Source organism: Archangium sp. (genome assembly GCF_036388035.1).
Lineage (GTDB): Bacteria > Myxococcota > Myxococcia > Myxococcales > Myxococcaceae > Archangium.
The window spans coordinates 1-16224 of sequence record NZ_DASVSO010000480.1 but is presented as its reverse complement, the minus strand read 5'-3'; the positions used below and the strand labels follow the sequence as shown (position 1 = coordinate 16224).

At 70.5% G+C, this 16224-nt stretch carries 13 protein-coding genes and 1 pseudogene; 7 read left to right on the top strand and 7 right to left on the bottom strand.

Annotated elements, in window-relative coordinates; genetic code table 11:
• Positions 1 to 1885, bottom strand: a 1885-nt coding sequence (locus tag VF697_RS19435; RefSeq protein WP_331097135.1) for a ligand-binding sensor domain-containing protein, incomplete at its 3' end; no start/stop codon positions are given.
• A 104-nt stretch (positions 1886 to 1989) separates the two neighbouring features.
• Complete coding sequence (locus VF697_RS19430) at positions 1990 to 3216, bottom strand: cyclic nucleotide-binding domain-containing protein (protein ID WP_331097133.1); 1227 nt, start codon at positions 3214 to 3216, stop codon at positions 1990 to 1992.
• A 264-nt stretch (positions 3217 to 3480) separates the two neighbouring features.
• Here VF697_RS19430 and VF697_RS19425 point away from each other — a divergent pair, with 264 nt between their 5' ends.
• The 3 genes from VF697_RS19425 (at position 3481) to VF697_RS19415 (ending at position 7461) form a co-directional block, all read left to right on the top strand.
• Complete coding sequence (locus VF697_RS19425; RefSeq protein ID WP_331097132.1) at positions 3481 to 4161, top strand: Crp/Fnr family transcriptional regulator; 681 nt, start codon at positions 3481 to 3483, stop codon at positions 4159 to 4161.
• Between the two features lie 131 nt (positions 4162 to 4292).
• Positions 4293 to 6152 carry an ABC transporter ATP-binding protein gene (locus VF697_RS19420; RefSeq protein WP_331097130.1) on the top strand — a complete coding sequence of 620 codons (1860 nt, stop codon included), beginning with the start codon at positions 4293 to 4295 and terminating at the stop codon, positions 6150 to 6152.
• 94 nt (positions 6153 to 6246) lie between these two features.
• The gene (locus VF697_RS19415; protein WP_331097129.1) at positions 6247 to 7461 is read left to right on the top strand and encodes a hypothetical protein; all 1215 of its coding nucleotides are present in this window, start codon (positions 6247 to 6249) and stop codon (positions 7459 to 7461) included.
• A gap of 54 nt (positions 7462 to 7515) precedes the next feature.
• On the opposite strand, the gene VF697_RS19410 is transcribed toward VF697_RS19415, so the two are convergent.
• Positions 7516 to 8853 carry a hemolysin family protein gene (locus VF697_RS19410; RefSeq protein ID WP_331097127.1) on the bottom strand — a complete coding sequence of 446 codons (1338 nt, stop codon included), beginning with the start codon at positions 8851 to 8853 and terminating at the stop codon, positions 7516 to 7518.
• The gene (locus VF697_RS19405; RefSeq protein WP_331097125.1) at positions 8846 to 9904 is read right to left on the bottom strand and encodes a hemolysin family protein; all 1059 of its coding nucleotides are present in this window, start codon (positions 9902 to 9904) and stop codon (positions 8846 to 8848) included. Before VF697_RS19405 ends, VF697_RS19410 begins: the two co-directional genes overlap by 8 nt.
• 165 nt (positions 9905 to 10069) lie before the next feature.
• Here VF697_RS19405 and VF697_RS19400 point away from each other — a divergent pair, with 165 nt between their 5' ends.
• Both VF697_RS19400 and VF697_RS19395 read left to right on the top strand, forming a co-directional pair.
• A complete protein-coding gene (locus VF697_RS19400) occupies positions 10070 to 10558 on the top strand; it encodes an 8-oxo-dGTP diphosphatase (RefSeq protein ID WP_331097124.1) in 489 nt (162 codons plus the stop codon).
• Between the two features lie 9 nt (positions 10559 to 10567).
• Positions 10568 to 10906, top strand: a complete 339-nt coding sequence (locus VF697_RS19395; protein WP_331097122.1) for a hypothetical protein — start codon at positions 10568 to 10570, stop codon at positions 10904 to 10906.
• Positions 10907 to 10925: 19 nt separating this feature from the next.
• On the opposite strand, the gene ypfJ is transcribed toward VF697_RS19395, so the two are convergent.
• On the bottom strand, positions 10926 to 11786 hold the full coding sequence (gene ypfJ / locus VF697_RS19390) for a KPN_02809 family neutral zinc metallopeptidase (protein ID WP_331097120.1): 861 nt from the start codon (positions 11784 to 11786) through the stop codon (positions 10926 to 10928).
• A 281-nt stretch (positions 11787 to 12067) separates the two neighbouring features.
• Between ypfJ and VF697_RS19385 the strand changes: the two genes are divergently transcribed.
• Together VF697_RS19385 and VF697_RS19380 are read left to right on the top strand one after the other, a co-directional pair.
• Positions 12068 to 13312 carry a hypothetical protein gene (locus VF697_RS19385; RefSeq protein ID WP_331097118.1) on the top strand — a complete coding sequence of 415 codons (1245 nt, stop codon included), beginning with the start codon at positions 12068 to 12070 and terminating at the stop codon, positions 13310 to 13312.
• A 40-nt stretch (positions 13313 to 13352) separates the two neighbouring features.
• Positions 13353 to 15212, top strand: a complete 1860-nt coding sequence (locus VF697_RS19380; RefSeq protein ID WP_331097116.1) for an OPT/YSL family transporter — start codon at positions 13353 to 13355, stop codon at positions 15210 to 15212.
• Between the two features lie 21 nt (positions 15213 to 15233).
• Here the strand turns inward: VF697_RS19380 and VF697_RS19375 are convergent, their stop codons facing one another.
• Both VF697_RS19375 and VF697_RS19370 read right to left on the bottom strand, forming a co-directional pair.
• Positions 15234 to 15728: an ABA4-like family protein gene (locus VF697_RS19375; RefSeq protein WP_331097114.1), complete on the bottom strand. Its 495-nt coding sequence runs from the start codon at positions 15726 to 15728 to the stop codon at positions 15234 to 15236.
• A gap of 324 nt (positions 15729 to 16052) precedes the next feature.
• A pseudogene (locus tag VF697_RS19370) lies at positions 16053 to 16224 on the bottom strand (2,3-bisphosphoglycerate-dependent phosphoglycerate mutase); the annotation flags it as partial.

Sequence of the window (16224 nt, the reverse complement as noted above, 5' to 3'; positions counted from 1 at the left end):
CCAACAGGGCCACGCGCGGCGGCTGGGCCAGGCCGGTGTAGCGCGCGCTCTCGAAGCGGCCGAGCCCGTTCGAGGTGCCTACCCACACGGTGCCGTCGGGGTCCGCCAGGAAGGAGTTGCCGCTGAAGTCATCTCCCGGGGCACCGCCGCTCGCACCGAAGTGCTCGAGCACCCCGTCCACCCCGAGGATGTGGACTCCGGCCCCCGTGCCCACCCAGAGCCGGCCCGCCATGTCCTCGCCCAGCTGGTAGACGACACCGTTGTGCAGCCCCGTGCCGCGGTCCATGTGGAACGGCTCGGTGAGGTGCCCGTCCCGGTAGGAGAAGCAGCTCAGGCCCAGTGGCTCCGCGTAGCTCACGCACACCCGGCCATCGCGCCGGATGAACAGGTAGCGCACGCGGTTGTCGCGCAGGCCCTCGGTGACGTCCAGGCGGCGGAACACGCCTCCCTCGCGCACGTAGAGCCCATCCCCCGTCGTGGCCCACAGCCGTCCGGCCCCATCCAGCTCCACGCCCATGGAGGCCATGCGCTTGGAGGGCAGCACCAGCTCGAAGGACCAGTCCTCGCCGGTGCGGACCCCTCGAATCAGACCGTGGGTGGTGGATGCCCACAGGGTGCCGTCGGGCTCCCACTGCAGGTCGAAGGTATAGCGAGGCGTGTAGCCGGCCGCCTCGCCGAACGTCCGCAGCTTGCCGCTCCAGGGCTCGTAGCGGTGCAGCCCGGCGGGGTTGCCCGCGGTCCACACGACGCCGTCCCGGTCCACGCTCACGGCCTTGAGGGAGTAGCCCGCCAGCGGGGGGTAGGGGACCCAGCCGCCGGGCGTGCCGTGCGCGAGTCCTTTATCCGTCCCCACCCACATCTTCCCGTCGGGCCCGCGGGTCAGCCCCCAGATCATGCTCGACGGCAGCCCGTTGCCCGTGTCGTGGACGGTCCACAGGCCGCGGCCCAGGGAGCGGTGCACGCCCAGACTGGCGATCCACAGCGTGCCCTGCGAGTCCTCCAGGACATCCTTCATCCGCCCGGAGCGCTCCGACAGACCGAACTGGAGGTACTCCGCATGCTCGCCCTTCACCTCGAGCAGCCCGCGGTAGTTGGGCACCAGGAGCTGTCCCTGGTTGCCCACGCGCAGGCGGCGCCCGGCTCCCATCGCCCCCCGGATGAGGTGGGTGCGATCCTCCAGGGGCGCGCCCTCCTTCGGCTGCACCATCAACCACCCCTCGCCGCTCAGCCACAGCCGGCCCCCTCCATCACGCACCAGGTCGGTGATGGACTTCTGGCCCGGGACCTCCTGGACCCGCCACCGCCCGTGGACGTCACGGCTCACCAGGCGGGAGCCCGAAGCCACCTGGAGTGCGCCCGAGGCCTCCACCCGGAGCTGCTGGGCCGGTCCACCTGGCCATTCGGGCACCGGGAGGAAGTGCCCGGGCTCGGCTTCCCGGAGCAGCCCCTGCTCGGCCGCGACCCACATCCGCTTGCCGGAGTCCAGGCGGAGGCTCGACACCAGGGAGGAGATGCCGTGCATCGGCAAGGGGGCGAAGTGGTTGCCCTCCCAGCGCACCACGCCCGAGCGGGTCGCCAGCAGCAGCCGCCCCTGGGCATCGAGCGTCACGTCGCTCACGCTCATCGACTTCAGGGCCGTCTCCTTCTCCAGCCCGAAGCGCTCGAAGCGCTCGCCATCGAAGCGGTACACCGCGTCCGCGGCGCCGACCCAGATGAACCCCTCTCCGTCCTGGATGACCCAGTCGATGTCGTGGTTCTCGATGCCGGCGTCCGTGCCGTAGCTGCGAAACCCGATGCGTCCCGGAGGCTCCGCGCCTCTGCTCTCGGGCCCTCTCAGGGCGACGAAGCCGGCCATCACGAGCGCGGCGATCCGATACGGAGACATGGCTCCCGTGGCCTCTCAGGGGAAGGGGCGAAGCGGAGCAACCCCGGAGGTCAAACTACCACAGGGAGCCGTCGGGCACAGGAGCAGGGGCCCACGGGAGGGGCTCAGATGCGTAGATCGCCCTCGTGCACCTCGCGCCCGGCGAAGAGCTGGGCGGTCCGGCCGAGCCGCTCGGTGATGAGCCGCGAGAACGCCTCGCGCACGCCGGGCTGGGAGAGGATGTGGCGCTCGCAGGACGCCCGGTCCAACCGCAGCAGGGTGCAGGGCGTCTCCGAGCGCACGGTGGCGGTGACGGGCAGGCCGAGCAGCAGGGACAGCTCACCGAAGACATCCCCCTCCCGCAGCACGGGGTGGGCGCTCGCGTGCCCGTCCGGATGCTGGTGCTGCACCTGGCACCGGCCGCGCAGCAGCAGGTACAGCGCCTCGCCCTGCTGCCCCTGGACGAGCAGCGTCTGGCCGGCCGGCACCGAGACGGGCTGGAAGGCCCGCGCGAGGGCCTCGCGCTGGGGCGGCGAGAGGGACGCCAGGAGCGGGTTGCTGCGCAGCACGTTGGCCAGCAGGCGCTCCTGGTGGAAGGCCTGGAGGGCCTCGCCCACCGAGGGGTGGCGCTGCACGAGCCGCTCCACCTGGGCCCGCGTCAGCTCCAGCACCACGGTGCGCTCGGCGGCCACCACGCTCGCCAGTCGCGGGCCCTCGGAGAGCAGGGCCATCTCGCCGAAGAACTCGCCCTCGCCCATCGCGGCCACCGCGCGGCTCTTGCCTCCCTCCAACTGCCGCACCACCTCCACGCGCCCCTCCACCACGGCGAACATGGAGCTGCCCGGCGCTCCCTCGGTGACGATGGTCTCTCCCGGCTGGAAGGCGCGCATCTCCATGCCCTCCAGCACCGCCACGAAGGCCTCCTGGCCCAGCTGCGAGAAGAGCGGGATGGACGGCAGCTCCCCGGCCCTGGCCACCGCCGGCTCGCTCACCACCGGGGCCGGCGTGGACACCGGCCGCGGCGTGGGCGCCAGGCGCTTCGCGTAGAGCTGCGCCAGCATCTCCTGCGTCCGGCCGTGCGCCGGCTCGAGCTGGAGGATGACCTTGCACAGCGCGATGGCGCGCAACAGCCAGCCCTGCCGGGCCCAGGCGGTGGCCACCGTCTCATACGTCTCGAGCGCCTCGCGGGTGCGGCCCAGCCGCTGGAGCAGCTCGGCCACCTTCTGGCGGCTGGCGAGATCCTCCGGCGCGGTCTTCACCACGCGCTGGTACCCGGCCAGGGCCTCCTCCAGCTTTCCACTGGCGAAAGCCTGGGCCGCGTTGTCCTTCAGCTCGCGAAGCGTCTCTCCCACGTGTCACCTCCTGCATCCGGGCGCCGGCCCGGGCTCACGGCCTCGCCGGCCTTGTGGAGGGACACTGTGTCCGCACGGCGCCTCGTGAGCAGTGAGCAGATTAACACCCCCCGGGTGGTGTCCTTCACACCCCTTGCCGGGCCTCGCACCCCTGGTCGCCACCGGGCGGCTCGCGGTACATGCCTGCTCGCCCTGGCCCTCCTCCGGGCAAGCCGGGCAAGATGGGAGCCGGGTGGGCGGTGCCCACGCCAGAAGGCGCCAGCCATGTCCTACGCGGATCTCCTCTCCCACGTCCCCATGTTCTCCGCCCTCACCGCCGAGGAGCTGGAGCAGCTCTCCCCCCTCCTGCAGCCGTGGCGCTACACCAAGGGCGAGGTCATCTTCCACCAGGGAGACGTGGGCACGACGCTCTTCATCGTCCGCAAGGGCGAGGTGACCATCCGCCTCAGCTCGGCCGATGGCAAGGAGCGGACCCTGGCGCTGCTCAAGCGGGGGGACGCCTTCGGCGAGATGGCGCTGCTGGATGGCGAGCCGCGCTCGACGGACGCGGTGGCCCGGGAAGAGGCACACTTGTTGCGGCTGCAACGAGAGGACTTCCAGCGCTTCCTGGAGGCGCGGCCCCGGGTCGCGCTGAGCCTGCTGGCCGAGATGAGCCGCGTGGTGCGGCGCGTCACCCGGCTGGTGCATGACGCCAACTTCCTGGATGCCCGCGCGCGGCTGGCGAGCGTGCTGCTGGACCTGGCGGACACGCAGGGCGAGACGGGCAGCGAGGGGGTGGTCATCACCGCCCAGCTCACCCAGTCCGAGCTGGCCCACCTGTGTGGCCTCACGCGCGAGAGCACCAACAAGTGGCTGCGCTTCTACGCGCGCGAGGGGCTGCTGTCCTACGAGGACGGCCGCATCACGCTGCTGGAGCCCGAGAACCTGCGCATCAACGCGGACTGACGGGAAGGCCGCCACCGGCTGGCCGGAGGGCATCCGGGCGGAAGGGGGGCGAGGAGGCTGGCGCCGGGAATGGAGAGCCCTCCAGCGCGGGAGATGCGGCACGCGTGGGAGGGGCGGGTTAGACAGAGGGCGTGTCTCCTCCGCTCTCCGCACCGCGTCCCCCCCAATCCCTCAAGGCCCGGCTGAAGAACGCGGGCAGCCTCTTCCGGCAGCTCCCAGGCACCTTCCGCCTCTTCTGGCAGGCGAGTCCCCGGGGCGCGGTGGTGCTGGGGGTGCTGACGCTGGTGGCGGCGCTGCTGCCGGCGGCCATCGCCTGGGTGGGCAAGCTCATCGTGGACGGGGTGGTGGCGGCCAAGGCGGAGCAGACGGCGGCGGCGCGCGAGCACGCGCTGGGCCTGGTGGCGTTGGAGTTCGGGCTGATGGTGGGCTCGGCGGTGCTGGACCGGGGGCTGTCGCTGACGCGCGAGCTGCTGCGGGCCAACCTGGGCAACCTGCTCAACGAGCGGATTCTCAAGAAGGCGCTGGAGCTGGAGCTGCGGCACTTCGAGGACTCGGACACCTACGACAAGATGCAGAACGCGCGGCGCGAGGCGAACAGCCGGCCGCTGGCGCTGGTGATGGACGCCTTCTCCATCGTGCGCAACCTGGTGACGCTCTCGACGTACGCGGTGCTGTTGGTGTCGTTGTCGCCGTGGAGCGTGGTGGTGCTGGTGGTGGCGAGCATCCCGGCCTTCATCGCGGAGGCGCGGCTGGCCGAGCAGGGCTTCCGGCTGTACTCGTGGCGGGCGCCCGAGGGGCGCAAGCTCAACTACCTGGAGTGGATCCTCACGCGGGACAACCACGTGAAGGAGGTGAAGGTGTTCGGACTGGGCCCGCTGGTGCTGGGGCGCTACCGGACGCTCTTCCAGAAGTTCTTCCAGGAGGACCGGGCGCTGGCGCTGAGGCGCATGGGGTGGGGGCTGGGGCTGGGGCTGCTGTCGCTGGGGGCGTTCTACGGGTGCTACCTGTTCGTGGTGGACCAGGCGGTGCGCGGGCCCCTCACGCTGGGCGACATGGCGCTGTACCTGATGGTGTTCCGTCAGGGGCAGGCGTCGTTCCAGGGCATCCTGTCGAGCGTGGGCAGCATGTACGAGGGCGCGCTCTTCATGAGCAACCTCTTCGCGTACCTGGAGATACCGACGGGCCAGGAGGCGCCGAGGCTGTTGCCGGCGAAGACGGCACCGAGGGGGCGGGGCAACGCCATCGAGCTGCGCGACGTGTCGTTCCGCTATCCGGGGAAGGAGGCGTGGGCGCTGCGCAATGTGTCGCTGCGGCTGGAGCCGGGGGAGAAGCTGGCGCTGGTGGGGGAGAACGGGGCGGGGAAGAGCACGCTGGTGAAGCTGCTGCTGCGCCTGTACGAGCCGACGGAGGGGGAGATCTTCTACGGGGGCGTGAACCTCAAGGACATGGACCCGGAGGATCTGCGCTCGCGGTTCGGCGCGGTGTTCCAGGACTTCGTGCGCTACCAGTTCAGCGTGGCGGAGAACATCGGGCTGGGGCACGTGCCGGCGCTGGAGGATCGCAACCGCATCGTCCGGGCGGCGGAGCAGGGTGGGGCGAGTGGAGTCATCTCCCTGCTGCCCAACCAGTACGACACGATGCTGGGCGGCTGGTTCGAGAAGGGGCACGAGCTGAGCGGAGGGCAGTGGCAGAAGCTGGGCGTGGCGCGGGCCTTCATGCGCGAGGACGCGGAGGTGCTCATCCTGGACGAGCCCACGGCGAGCATCGACGCGGAGTCGGAGCACGCGCTGTTCGAGCGCTTCCAGGAGCTGGCGGCGGACCGCATCGCGCTGGTCATCTCCCACCGCTTCTCGACGGTGCGGATGGCGGACCGGATCGCCGTGCTGCACAACGGCGGGGTGGAGGAGCTGGGCAGCCACGCCGAGCTGATGACGCGCAACGGACGCTATGCGCACCTGTTCAACCTCCAGGCCCGCGGCTACCGGGACTGAGTGGGTCCCTCTCTCACCCCCAGCGGGGCGGGATGTGTCCGAGGTGCCTGCCTGCTAGGATGGTGAACCGCCCTTCGACACAGGAAGCACGGACATGCCGAATGATCTTCGCGAGGTCGAGTTCGACATCGCCCTGGGAGCCGGTAGGCAGCTGACCGTCAGTGCCACGGCACAAGGGAGGGAGCGGGGCACGCGCTTCTTCATCCCGTCCCAGAACAGGTGGAGCACCCAGGTCACCTTCCCGGAAGGGCGACCCTTCAAGATCCAGGTTCCCCGGGACTACCTGGGCCACCTGCTCATCCAGCAGGGCAACAGGATCATTACCCGGCTCCAGCTCCGGGGGCTCGTCCTGCGGCCCACCTCCATGGAGCCGGTCAAATACAGGCTCCGCCCCGCCACGGTGACGCTCGCGAGGAACAGCGTCTACGACCCGTCGCGGTCGAACGCTCAGGTGGACAACGTGCGGGTGGCCATGCCGAGACCCCTGCCGGGGCCCCCGCCCTCCCAGGTGGACGGCTACAACGTCTTCGTCCACAGGGCCCAGGGGGTGCCCCCGTTGCGCGAAGGGGCGCACAACCTCAACAACTTGAACGACCAGCAACGCGGCTGGTTCATGAGGCAGGTCTACGGGACGGAGCTCCCGGACGCCGTCAAGGGCGTGTACACCAGCCGGCAGCTCTTGAGGGACTTCAATGCCCGGTTCTACCTCAAGCGGGGGACTGACGGAGTCTTCTACGTCGTCTTCCGGGGGCTCGCGGGGCTGCGAAGGCACCTGACGTCGACGCGCTACCGGATCGAGAACCCGAAGATCGTCTCCCTCACGGGAAGTGGAGGTGCCACCACGGTGCGGGCGGGGGCCGTGCAGGGCCTCAGGAGCATGGCGACGGCGCCCTCCCTCGTGACACTCGCCTTCATTGGGGTGATGGACGTCGCGGAGTGGATGCAGGACGGCAACAGGCCCTTCACGGATCTGCTGGTGGACCTGGGGCTGGATGTCATCAAGGCCACCGTGGGAGCGGCCATCGCCAGCGGCATCATGGCGGGACTGGTGGGGCTCGTGGCGGGAGTCACCATTCCGCTCGTCGCCGCGGTCGCGGGAGGCATCATCCTGGGCTTGGCGATCGGCTTGGTGATCGACCAGGTGGATAACCGGCTCGGCGTGGGGGACACCCTCAAGAGGTGGTTGAGGCAGGGGGCCGACGATGTGCACAGGGGGTACGACAACTTCATCTATGAGCTCCGGCATGGGTTGAGCGACCTGGAGCGGTGGATGATGACGGGAGGGGGCCGGGTCCCGCTCGGCAGGTGAGGCGCGCCGCATGCCGTTTCCGAGCCTCCTCGCGCCGAGGCTCGGAAACCCGCATCAGCTCGGCGGAGCGGCGCCTTCCTCGAGCGCGGCGGGGCTCAGGGGCGGCAGGCGCTCGATGCGGCACTCCTTCACGCCGTGGCCCTCGACGCGCGTCACCTCGATGCGGACCTCGCCGTAGTCGACCACGTCTCCCACGTTCGGAGGCCGGCCCAGCTTCGCGAGCACGAGCCCGCTCACCGTGTCCACCTCGTCGTGGGTGAGCTCGAGTCCCAGGTGCTTGCCCACTTCATCGAGCCGGCGGATGCCCGCGGCGATGAGGTGGCCGTCCTCATCCGCTCGAAGCTCGGGCGCGGTGGGCGTGCCCTCGTCGATGTCGCCCACCACCTCCTCGAAGAGGTCCTCGATGGTGAGCAGGCCCGCCGTCCCTCCCAGCTCATCCATCACCACCACCACCTGCGTCTTCTCGCGGCGCATCACCGCCAGCACGTTGTCGAGCCGGGCCGTGCGCGGCACGAACGGCACTGGCCGCACGTTCCCGTACATCAGCGGCTCCCCCGACGACAGCACGCGCAACAGGTCCTTGATGTGCACCATCCCCACGATGTGGTCCAGGTCCTGCGCGTACACGGGATAGCGCGTGTGGTTGGACTTTCGCAGCACGCTCCGCACCTGCTCGGGCGTGGCCCCCAGCGGGATTCCCAGCAGGCGCACGCGCGGCATGGCGGCTTCGCCCGCCGTCCGCTCCCCGAAGCTCAGCAGCTCCTTGAGCACCTGGCCCGCCTCCTGCCGTAGGTGCCCCGCGTGCTGGCTCTCCTCGACGACGTAGCGCAACTCCTCGGAGGAGTGGCTCGTGGGGCCGCTGGTGCGGCGCACGCCCATGAGGCGCAGCACCCCGTTGCCCATCGCGTTCAACACGAAGACGAGGGGGAACAGGGCCCCGCTCACCCACCGGATGGGCGTGCTGATCCACAGCGCCGCGTGCTCCGCGCGGTGCAGCGCGAGCGTCTTGGGGATCATCTCGCCGAGCACGATGTGCAGGTACGTCAGCACCGCGACGGAGGTGATGCTCGCCAGCGTGTGCGCGGCGATCCACCGCGAGGTGCCGAGCGGCTCGAAGACGGACGCCAGCCACTCGGCCACCACGTGCTCGCCGTACATGCCGAGCCCGAGGCTCGCGACCGTGATGCCCACCTGCGCGGTGGCGATGTAGCGGTCCTGCTGCTTGGGGTTGCGCAGCAGCTCGCTCACGCGCCGGGCCCGCCGGCTGCCCTTGGCGGCGCGCCGGTCGATGGCGGTGCGCGGCGCGCCGATCAGGGAGAACTCGGCGGCGACGAAGAAGCCATTGAGGAGGATGAGCAGCGCGATGATGAAGGGCGCGAGGAGGTCATGCATGTGCGGGCTCCATCGCGGGCTTGAGCTCATCGCCCATCCGGCCGAGCAGCGCCTGGAGCACGTCCTCGAGGCTCACGAGCCCCTCCACCTTTCCGCCGCGGCTCACCACCAGGGCCTGGGTGGCACGCCGCTCGCGCAGCAGCGTGAGCAGCTGGTCCGCCTTCACCCCGCGGCGCACCGTGGGCAGCGGGCGCAGCACCTCGCGCAGCGGTGGCGGGGTGTCATGGCGGACGAAGTGGTTCGCGAGGTCCTTGGTATGCACGATGCCCAGCACCTTGTCGAGCGAGCCCTCGTACACGAGCAGGCGCGTGTAGGGGCTGGTGATGGCCCGGCGCAGCACCTCGTCGGGCGGGGTGCGGACATCGAGCCCGGCGATGCGCTTGCGCGGCACCATGAGGTCTCCCGCGGTGCGCTCGCCCAGCGTGAGGGCGCGGTGGAGCCGGCGCTGTTCCTCGGGCGCCAGCACGCCCGCCTGGTGGCTCTCCGCGATGAGCAGATCCAACTCCTCGGGCGAGTGGACGTGGCGGTGGCCGCCGGGCTTCACGTTGAAGAGGCGCAGCAGCAGGAGCCCGCTGCCGTTGAGCACCTTGAGGAAGCCCGCGTACAGCTTGAGGGACAGGCGCATCGGCGGGTACGTCAGCAGCCCCGCGCGCACGGTGAACTGGAGCGCGAGCGCCTTCGGGACGAGCTCCCCGAGGAGCACCTGCAGCACGGTGAGCAGTACGAGGACGACGATCGCCGCCACCGAGTGTGCCGCCACGGGTTGCAGTCCTCCGAGTCGCTCGAAGAGGGGGGTGAGCTGCAGCGCGACGGTGGCCTGTCCATACGCGCCCACGATGAGGCTGGAGAGCGTGATGCCAATCTGGCAGGCGGCCACGTAGCGGTCGAGCTTGACTCCATCCTGGAGCACCTCCAGAAGCCCCACGGCGCGGCGGTCACCCCTTTGGGCGAGCGGCTGAAGCTGCGTCACGCGCAGGCTCACCGCGGCGAACTCCGCCACGACGTAGAGCGCGTTGACCCCGATGAGCAGCAGAATGATGAGCCAGGCCATCGAGCCCTACTCCCTGAGTGTGAAAACAAGAGGTTGCACACCACGAGCATGGGCATCGCCGCCCGGGTCGGCCACAGCCGGACGAGTTGTCCTCCAGGTCAGTTGCCAGCGGGAAGCTTGATGCAGGGTGGGAAGTGGGCCGTGGGGCGAGCTACCGTTCACCCCATGCCCTACACGCCCATCATCGGCACGCTCGGTTACGTCCTGTCCCCGGACGGGACGAAGGTGCTCCTCATCCACCGCAACGCGCGTCCCCACGACGCTCACCTCGGCAAGTACAACGGGCTCGGCGGGAAGATGGAGCCGGGCGAGGACGTCGTCTCCTGCATGCGCCGCGAGATTCGCGAGGAGGCCGGCATCGAGTGCACGGAGTTGAAGCTGCGCGGCACCATCAGCTGGCCCGGCTTCGGTCCCAAGGGCGAGGACTGGCTCGGCTTCATCTTCCGCATCGACCGCTTCGAGGGCACGCCCCATGAGCGCAACCCGGAGGGCACCCTGTCGTGGGTTCCGGTGAAGGACATCATGAGCCTGCCACTGTGGGATGGAGACCGGCACTTCCTTCCGCTGGTGTTCGATGCCGACCCCCGGGCCTTCCATGGCGTCATGCCCTATGCCAATGGGAGCGCGGTGAGCTGGTCCTTTACCCGTATCTGAGCGTGAGCCATGAACTCCCTCCTGCGCCTCTTCCTGCTGTGCTCGGTCCGCGGTCTGCTCGCGTGTGCTTCCGGCCCCTCGCCCGTGGACGACGAGTCGCCCGACGCCGGCGCCCCTTCCTCCGATGCCGGGGCCTGTGTGGCGGTGATCCGGTACGCGCGCCCGGCCGCGGGCGGTGACTGCGAGCTCTTCGCCTCGCCCTGTGACGTGCCCCAGGGCCATGTCGTGTGCTGCGGCGGCCTGGCCTACGGGGCGTGCCTGGGGCAGAACGCGAAGTGCGTGGATGACACCACGGACACCTGCCATCCAGAGAGCGCGTCGGACTGCCCGGGCATCTGCCAGCCGTAGTCGCACGGGCCTCCGCGCCTCAGCGTCCACGGGAGGCGGCACCGAAGGTGTCGCACGCCTCGAGGGTGCCCTGCTCGAGCCCCCGGCGGAACCAGGAGACGCGCTGCTCGGAGGAGCCATGGGTGAAGGACTCGGGGACGACGTGGCCGCCCGCGCGCCGCTGCAGCGTGTCGTCGCCGATGGCCGTGGCCGCCCTCAGCCCCTCCTCGACGTCTCCTGGCTCCAGCATCTGGCGCTCGCGCTGCGCGTGGTGGGCCCAGATGCCGGCGAAGCAGTCCGCTTGCAGCTCCTGCAGCACGGACAGGGCATTGGCCTGCGCCCGCCCCGTCCGGCTCCTCATCGTCTGGACGCGCTCGGAGATGCCGAGCAGGTTCTGCACGTGGTGCCCCACCTCGTGCGCCACCACGTAGGCCCGCGCGAAGTCACCGGGCGCCCCGAAGCGCTGGTCGAGCTCGCGGAAGAAGGTGAGGTCCAGGTACACGCGCTGGTCCACCGGGCAGTAGAAGGGCCCCACCGCGCTCTGCTCATAGCCGCAGCCCGACTCCACCGCGTCCGAGAAGAGCACCAGGCGCGGCTCCACGTAGCGCACGCCCTGGGGCGAGAGCAGCCGCGGCCAGGTGTCCTCGGTGTCCGCGAGGATGACGGAGACGAAGTCCGAGAGCTCCGCCTGCGCGGGGTCCACCGCTCCCGAGCCGCCGGTGCCCACCTGGCTCGAGGGGCCGCGCGTGACGCCGGAGGGGAGATCCTCGGGGTTGCCACCGAACAGCATCACCAGCAGGGCCAGCACCAGCGAGGCGGCCCCGCCTCCCACCGCCAGCGGGCGCCCCATGCCGCGCCGATCCTCGATGTTCGAGCTGCGACGACCCCCCTGCCACCTCATCCCGTCCCCCTCCCGTCGGATTCCGTGCTCGCTCCAAGGTAGGCAGTACGGCCCACCGCATCGACCGACCTCGCGCTCCGCCCGGGTGCTCGCGCGGGAGGCGAGCATGCGGGGGAGCAGGGGAGTGTCCCCGGCTTTCACCTTGGAACGGGCAACGGTGGGGCTCGGACGTGGAAGGGGAGTTCCCCGCCAGGCGGGAGTCCGTCCTCGACTGGACGGCGTGGGGTAGCATGCCGGGGATGGCGCCCCCCTCCAGTGGACGATTCGGTCGGAACGAGCTCATGGCCGTGGCCGTGGGCGGGGTGATGTTGAGCGGGTTGGTGGTCGCGGTGGTGGTCGCGAACCGGCCCCCGGAGAGGCGGCGGGCCGCAGTGGAGACAAAGGCCGAAGAGGCCTCCCCGGAGTCGGTGCTGCCGCTTCCCGCCCCGCCCCCTGCGTCCGCTCCCGCGCCCTCGCGCGGGGTGGAGCCGTCCGCGCCCCCCGTGCCGGCGGTGCCCGCGGAGGAGGCACGGGGCTTGGCCACGTTCCCGGTCGACTCCCTCCGGCTGGAGGCGCGCAGGGACCTCTTCCGGGTGTCCACGTCCTTCGCGGCGCTCACCGGGCTGGAGCCAGGGGAGACCTACGTCATCACCGAGTACGTCGCGCCCTCGGATCGCCCGCGGCTCTTCTTCCTGCTCGCGGGCGAGGGGCTGTCGGCGGACGAGGCGGTGGGAACCGTCCCGGAGGTCTCGGGGACGCGGGTGACGGGAGCGCGCGCCGCGATGTTCTTCTCCGCGGGACCCCAGGAGGAGGGAGGCCAGCCCCGGCGCGTGGTGCGGGTGGAGAACGTGAGGACGGGCGTGAAGGCCACCGTCGGTGTCTACCCGAGCCAGGTCAGCGCCTCGTTGGACAGGGCCTTCGAGCTGAAGGGCCTGGAGGGGATGACGACGTACCAGCTCTCGCTGGAGCCGGTGGGCGAGGGGGCGCGCACGCGGGGGCCGAACGGGGGCGTGAGCCGGCAGGTGGCCTGCGCGCGGCAAGACTCGGCGGAGGTCTTGTACGCGGGAGATGACGAGAACGGTTTCCGGCGCGAGCAGCAGTTCCTCCTCGTCGAGGGGAGGCCCGTGGACGTGCGCGGCGCGAGCGCGGTGCGGTGCGGCTTCATCGACGATGATCCGGCGGACAACCAGGGGGCGGTGGAGCTGCGCATCACCCCGAAGGGGCGCACGCGGGGGATGGTGCCGATGGCCGCCGAGCTCCGGGGGAATGGCTCGGAGCAGGCGAAGCGGTTCTACGAAGAGGGCGTGGTGCTCTCGCGCAAGCTCCAGTTCCCCGCAGCGGAGCTGCGCCTGTTGAAGTGCCTCGACACGGACCCGGGCCACGCTCCGTGCTACCTGGCGCTGGGTGCCCTCAAGGCCCGTACCCACCAGCCCCAGGAGGGCGCGGCGTACTACCGGATGTTCCTTCGCCTCGCGCCGAACGATGCGCGGGCGCCCCAGGTGAGGAAGCTCCTGGCCGAGTACGACAAGAGCTACCGTCTGGACTGAAGGGGCGGACCGCGCCGGGAACGGGTAGCCTCCGGCGCCCATGGCCCCGTCCGCCCCGCTTCCGTCATCTCCCCCCTCGCCTTCGTCCGCCGGAGCCTCTTCGGAGGGGGGCGCCCCGCGCTTCGGCTGGCTGCCCGAGCCGGGCTCGTGGAAGTTCCACCTGCTGCTGAGCGCGGTGGCCATCCTCGTGCTGGGGCCGCTGGGGGGCATCGCCGCCTCGTACATGAACTTCAGCCTGGGCTTCTTCGTGGGCGGGCAGGTGCTGGCCGGCATCCTCGGCAGCGCCGTCACCTATGGCTACGGCCCCCAGGGCAAGCACGGCGCCAACTACATGCAGACGATGGCCGCCTCGGTGGCCTCGATGTGCGCCATGGCCGTGCTCATCCAGGCCATGGTGTGGCTGGGCATGCCGCAGCCGCCCGCCTGGCACCTGATGCTCTTCGTGGGCTGCGTGGGCATGTTCGGCGTGGGCGTGGGCATGCTCTACACGCCGCTGCTCGTGGACCGGCTCCAGCTCGACTACCCCTCGGGCTACGCGGTGGCCAACATCCTCCGGGCGCTCACCGACAAGCGTCTGCTCGAGGCCTCCATCGCCAAGCTGGGCGGTGGCACGGGCCTGGGTGGGGCGGTGGCGTGGCTCACCGAGCATGTGGCCGCCCTGGGCAGCCTCGGCCTGAGCGCCTCCACCATCGGCGCGGGCATGGTGGTGGGCAGCCGCATCACCGTGCCGGCCGTCATGGGCGGGCTCATCGGCCATGCCTTCACGCCCCACCTGAGGGAGATTGGCTGGCTACAGCCCGGCGAGCCGTTCCGCAAGATTGGCTTCCTCATCGGTCTGGCGATGATCTGCGGGGCGGCGGCGGTGGACCTGTCCCTGCTGGCGGTGCAGGCCGTCGAGCGGGTGCGCAACCGCGCCCAGGCTCCGGCCGGCGAGGTGCCCGCGTGGAAGCAGGTGAACCTGCCGAAGCTGCTGGCGTGGGTGGCCTTCTGGGGCGTGGCGGTGGTGGTGGTGGCCACGCAGCTCCTGGAGCAGCCCCTGGGCTTCATCGTCTTCGGGTTGATGCTCTCGATGCTGTTCGTGCTCATCAACGGCATCGCCTACGGCATCACCGACCAGAATCCCATCTCGAGCGCCTTCGTCATCTCGGTGCTGTTGATGTCGCTGCTGGGGCTGAAGAATCCGCTGGTGGGGTTGATGGCCGCGAGCATCCTGCTCATCAGCACCTCGGTGGGCAGTGACATGCAGCAGGACCGCTCCACCGGCTGGCGCCTGGGCACGGACCGCGTCATCCAGTTCCGCTACCAGGTGGTGGGCATCATCATGGGCGCGGTGCTGTGCGTGGGGCTGGCGCGCGTCTTCATGAGCGCCTACCCGGTGCTGGCCATCAACCAGCTCGACGCCCCGGGGACGGAGGCCGGCCAGTGGAGCTCGGCGATGACGTACAAGCTCGTCGGCGCCATCCGCAGCCTGGGCTCGCTGTCGGACTACACGCTGAAGGCGCTGCTGCTCGGCCTGTCACTGGGCTTCGTCATCGAGGTGGCGCGCAAGCTGCTCAAGCGCAACGCGCGCTACCAGGGCTTCCTGAAGGGCTCGCGCACGGGCTTCGCGGTGGGCTGGACGATGGACGCGGTGCTGCTGTCCAGCCCCTACGCCTCGTCCTTCGGCGCCTTCGTGAGCCTGCCGTCGGCGCTGTGGTTCGGCGTGGGCGGCATCCTGTCCTCGCTGTGGAACACACTGATGCACAGGCCGGCGCCGCACGCGGCCGGCTCGCCCGGCGAGGGCGAGGCGCTGCCCGAGGACATGAGCACCACCTCGCTGCTGGGCGGCGGCCTCATCGCCGGCGAGTCCCTCTACTTCCTCTTCGTGGGACTCGCCGGGCTCATCTCCCTGCTGGGGTGACGGCGCCGCCACCCCGGGCCGTCAGCCGCTCGCCAGTTGCTCCTGGGGAGCAGCGGCCTTCGCGGTCTCGGGTTCCTCGGTGAGGGTCACCGTCCTGCGCAGGAGGAACCGGACGGTGAGGTACGCCAGGAGCCCCACCGGGCCATAGAACATCGTCAGCAGGACGCAGGGGGCCACCGCCAGGTGGGGCAGCTGGCGACGCCCCGCGTCCCGGACGAGCCACGCGCCGACGAACAGGTCGAACACCAGGTAGTGGATCCAACAGAGCACCGCCACCCAGGGGTCGCTGAAGAGCAGCATGGCGCCCTGGAGGCTCGCCGCGTTGGCGCCCTCGGGGACGGCGTGACCCAGGAGCAGGCCCACCAGCAGGCCCAGGTACGCCACGCCCAGCATCACCGGGAGCAGCACGGAGTGGACCAGCCGCTGCGTCCACTTCCAGCGCGGGGCGAACATCAGCAGCGCCCACGCGGGAATCACACCGTAATTGAAGAGATTGAAAACGGTTTCGGCTCTCATACAGCCCTCCATTCGGTACCGCGGGTTGGGGTGACGGACGAGCCGACGAGCGAGCATGAGGCAGCGGCCTGTCGGTTGGTGACAGGGCCTCGGAACGTTCGCTTGTCGGGTACCCCACTCCGCCTTCACCGGCACACGCGCGACGCACGGGCGAGCGGCCTACCCAGAGCGGTAGGCGATTCACCTCGAAGGGCCGCGGGGCGGAGTGGTGGTTAGCGAGAGGAGATCATGAGAGACGCGGGGGACGCGTCGAGAGGAAAGTTACGCCGCGTCCCCGGAGTTGCAATGGTTTTTTCACGGCAGGTGACAGGCCTGCCGCCTTGCTCACGGCGTGGTGACGCGCTTCTGGAGGACCTCGCCCTCCATGGACAGCTCGTAGACGAGCGGCACGCCGGTGGCGAGCTCCAGGCCCACCACCTGCTCGCCCGTGAGCTTGTCGAGCTTCATCACCAGGGAGCGGTTGGAGTTGCCGTGGGCCACCACGAGCACGTTCTTG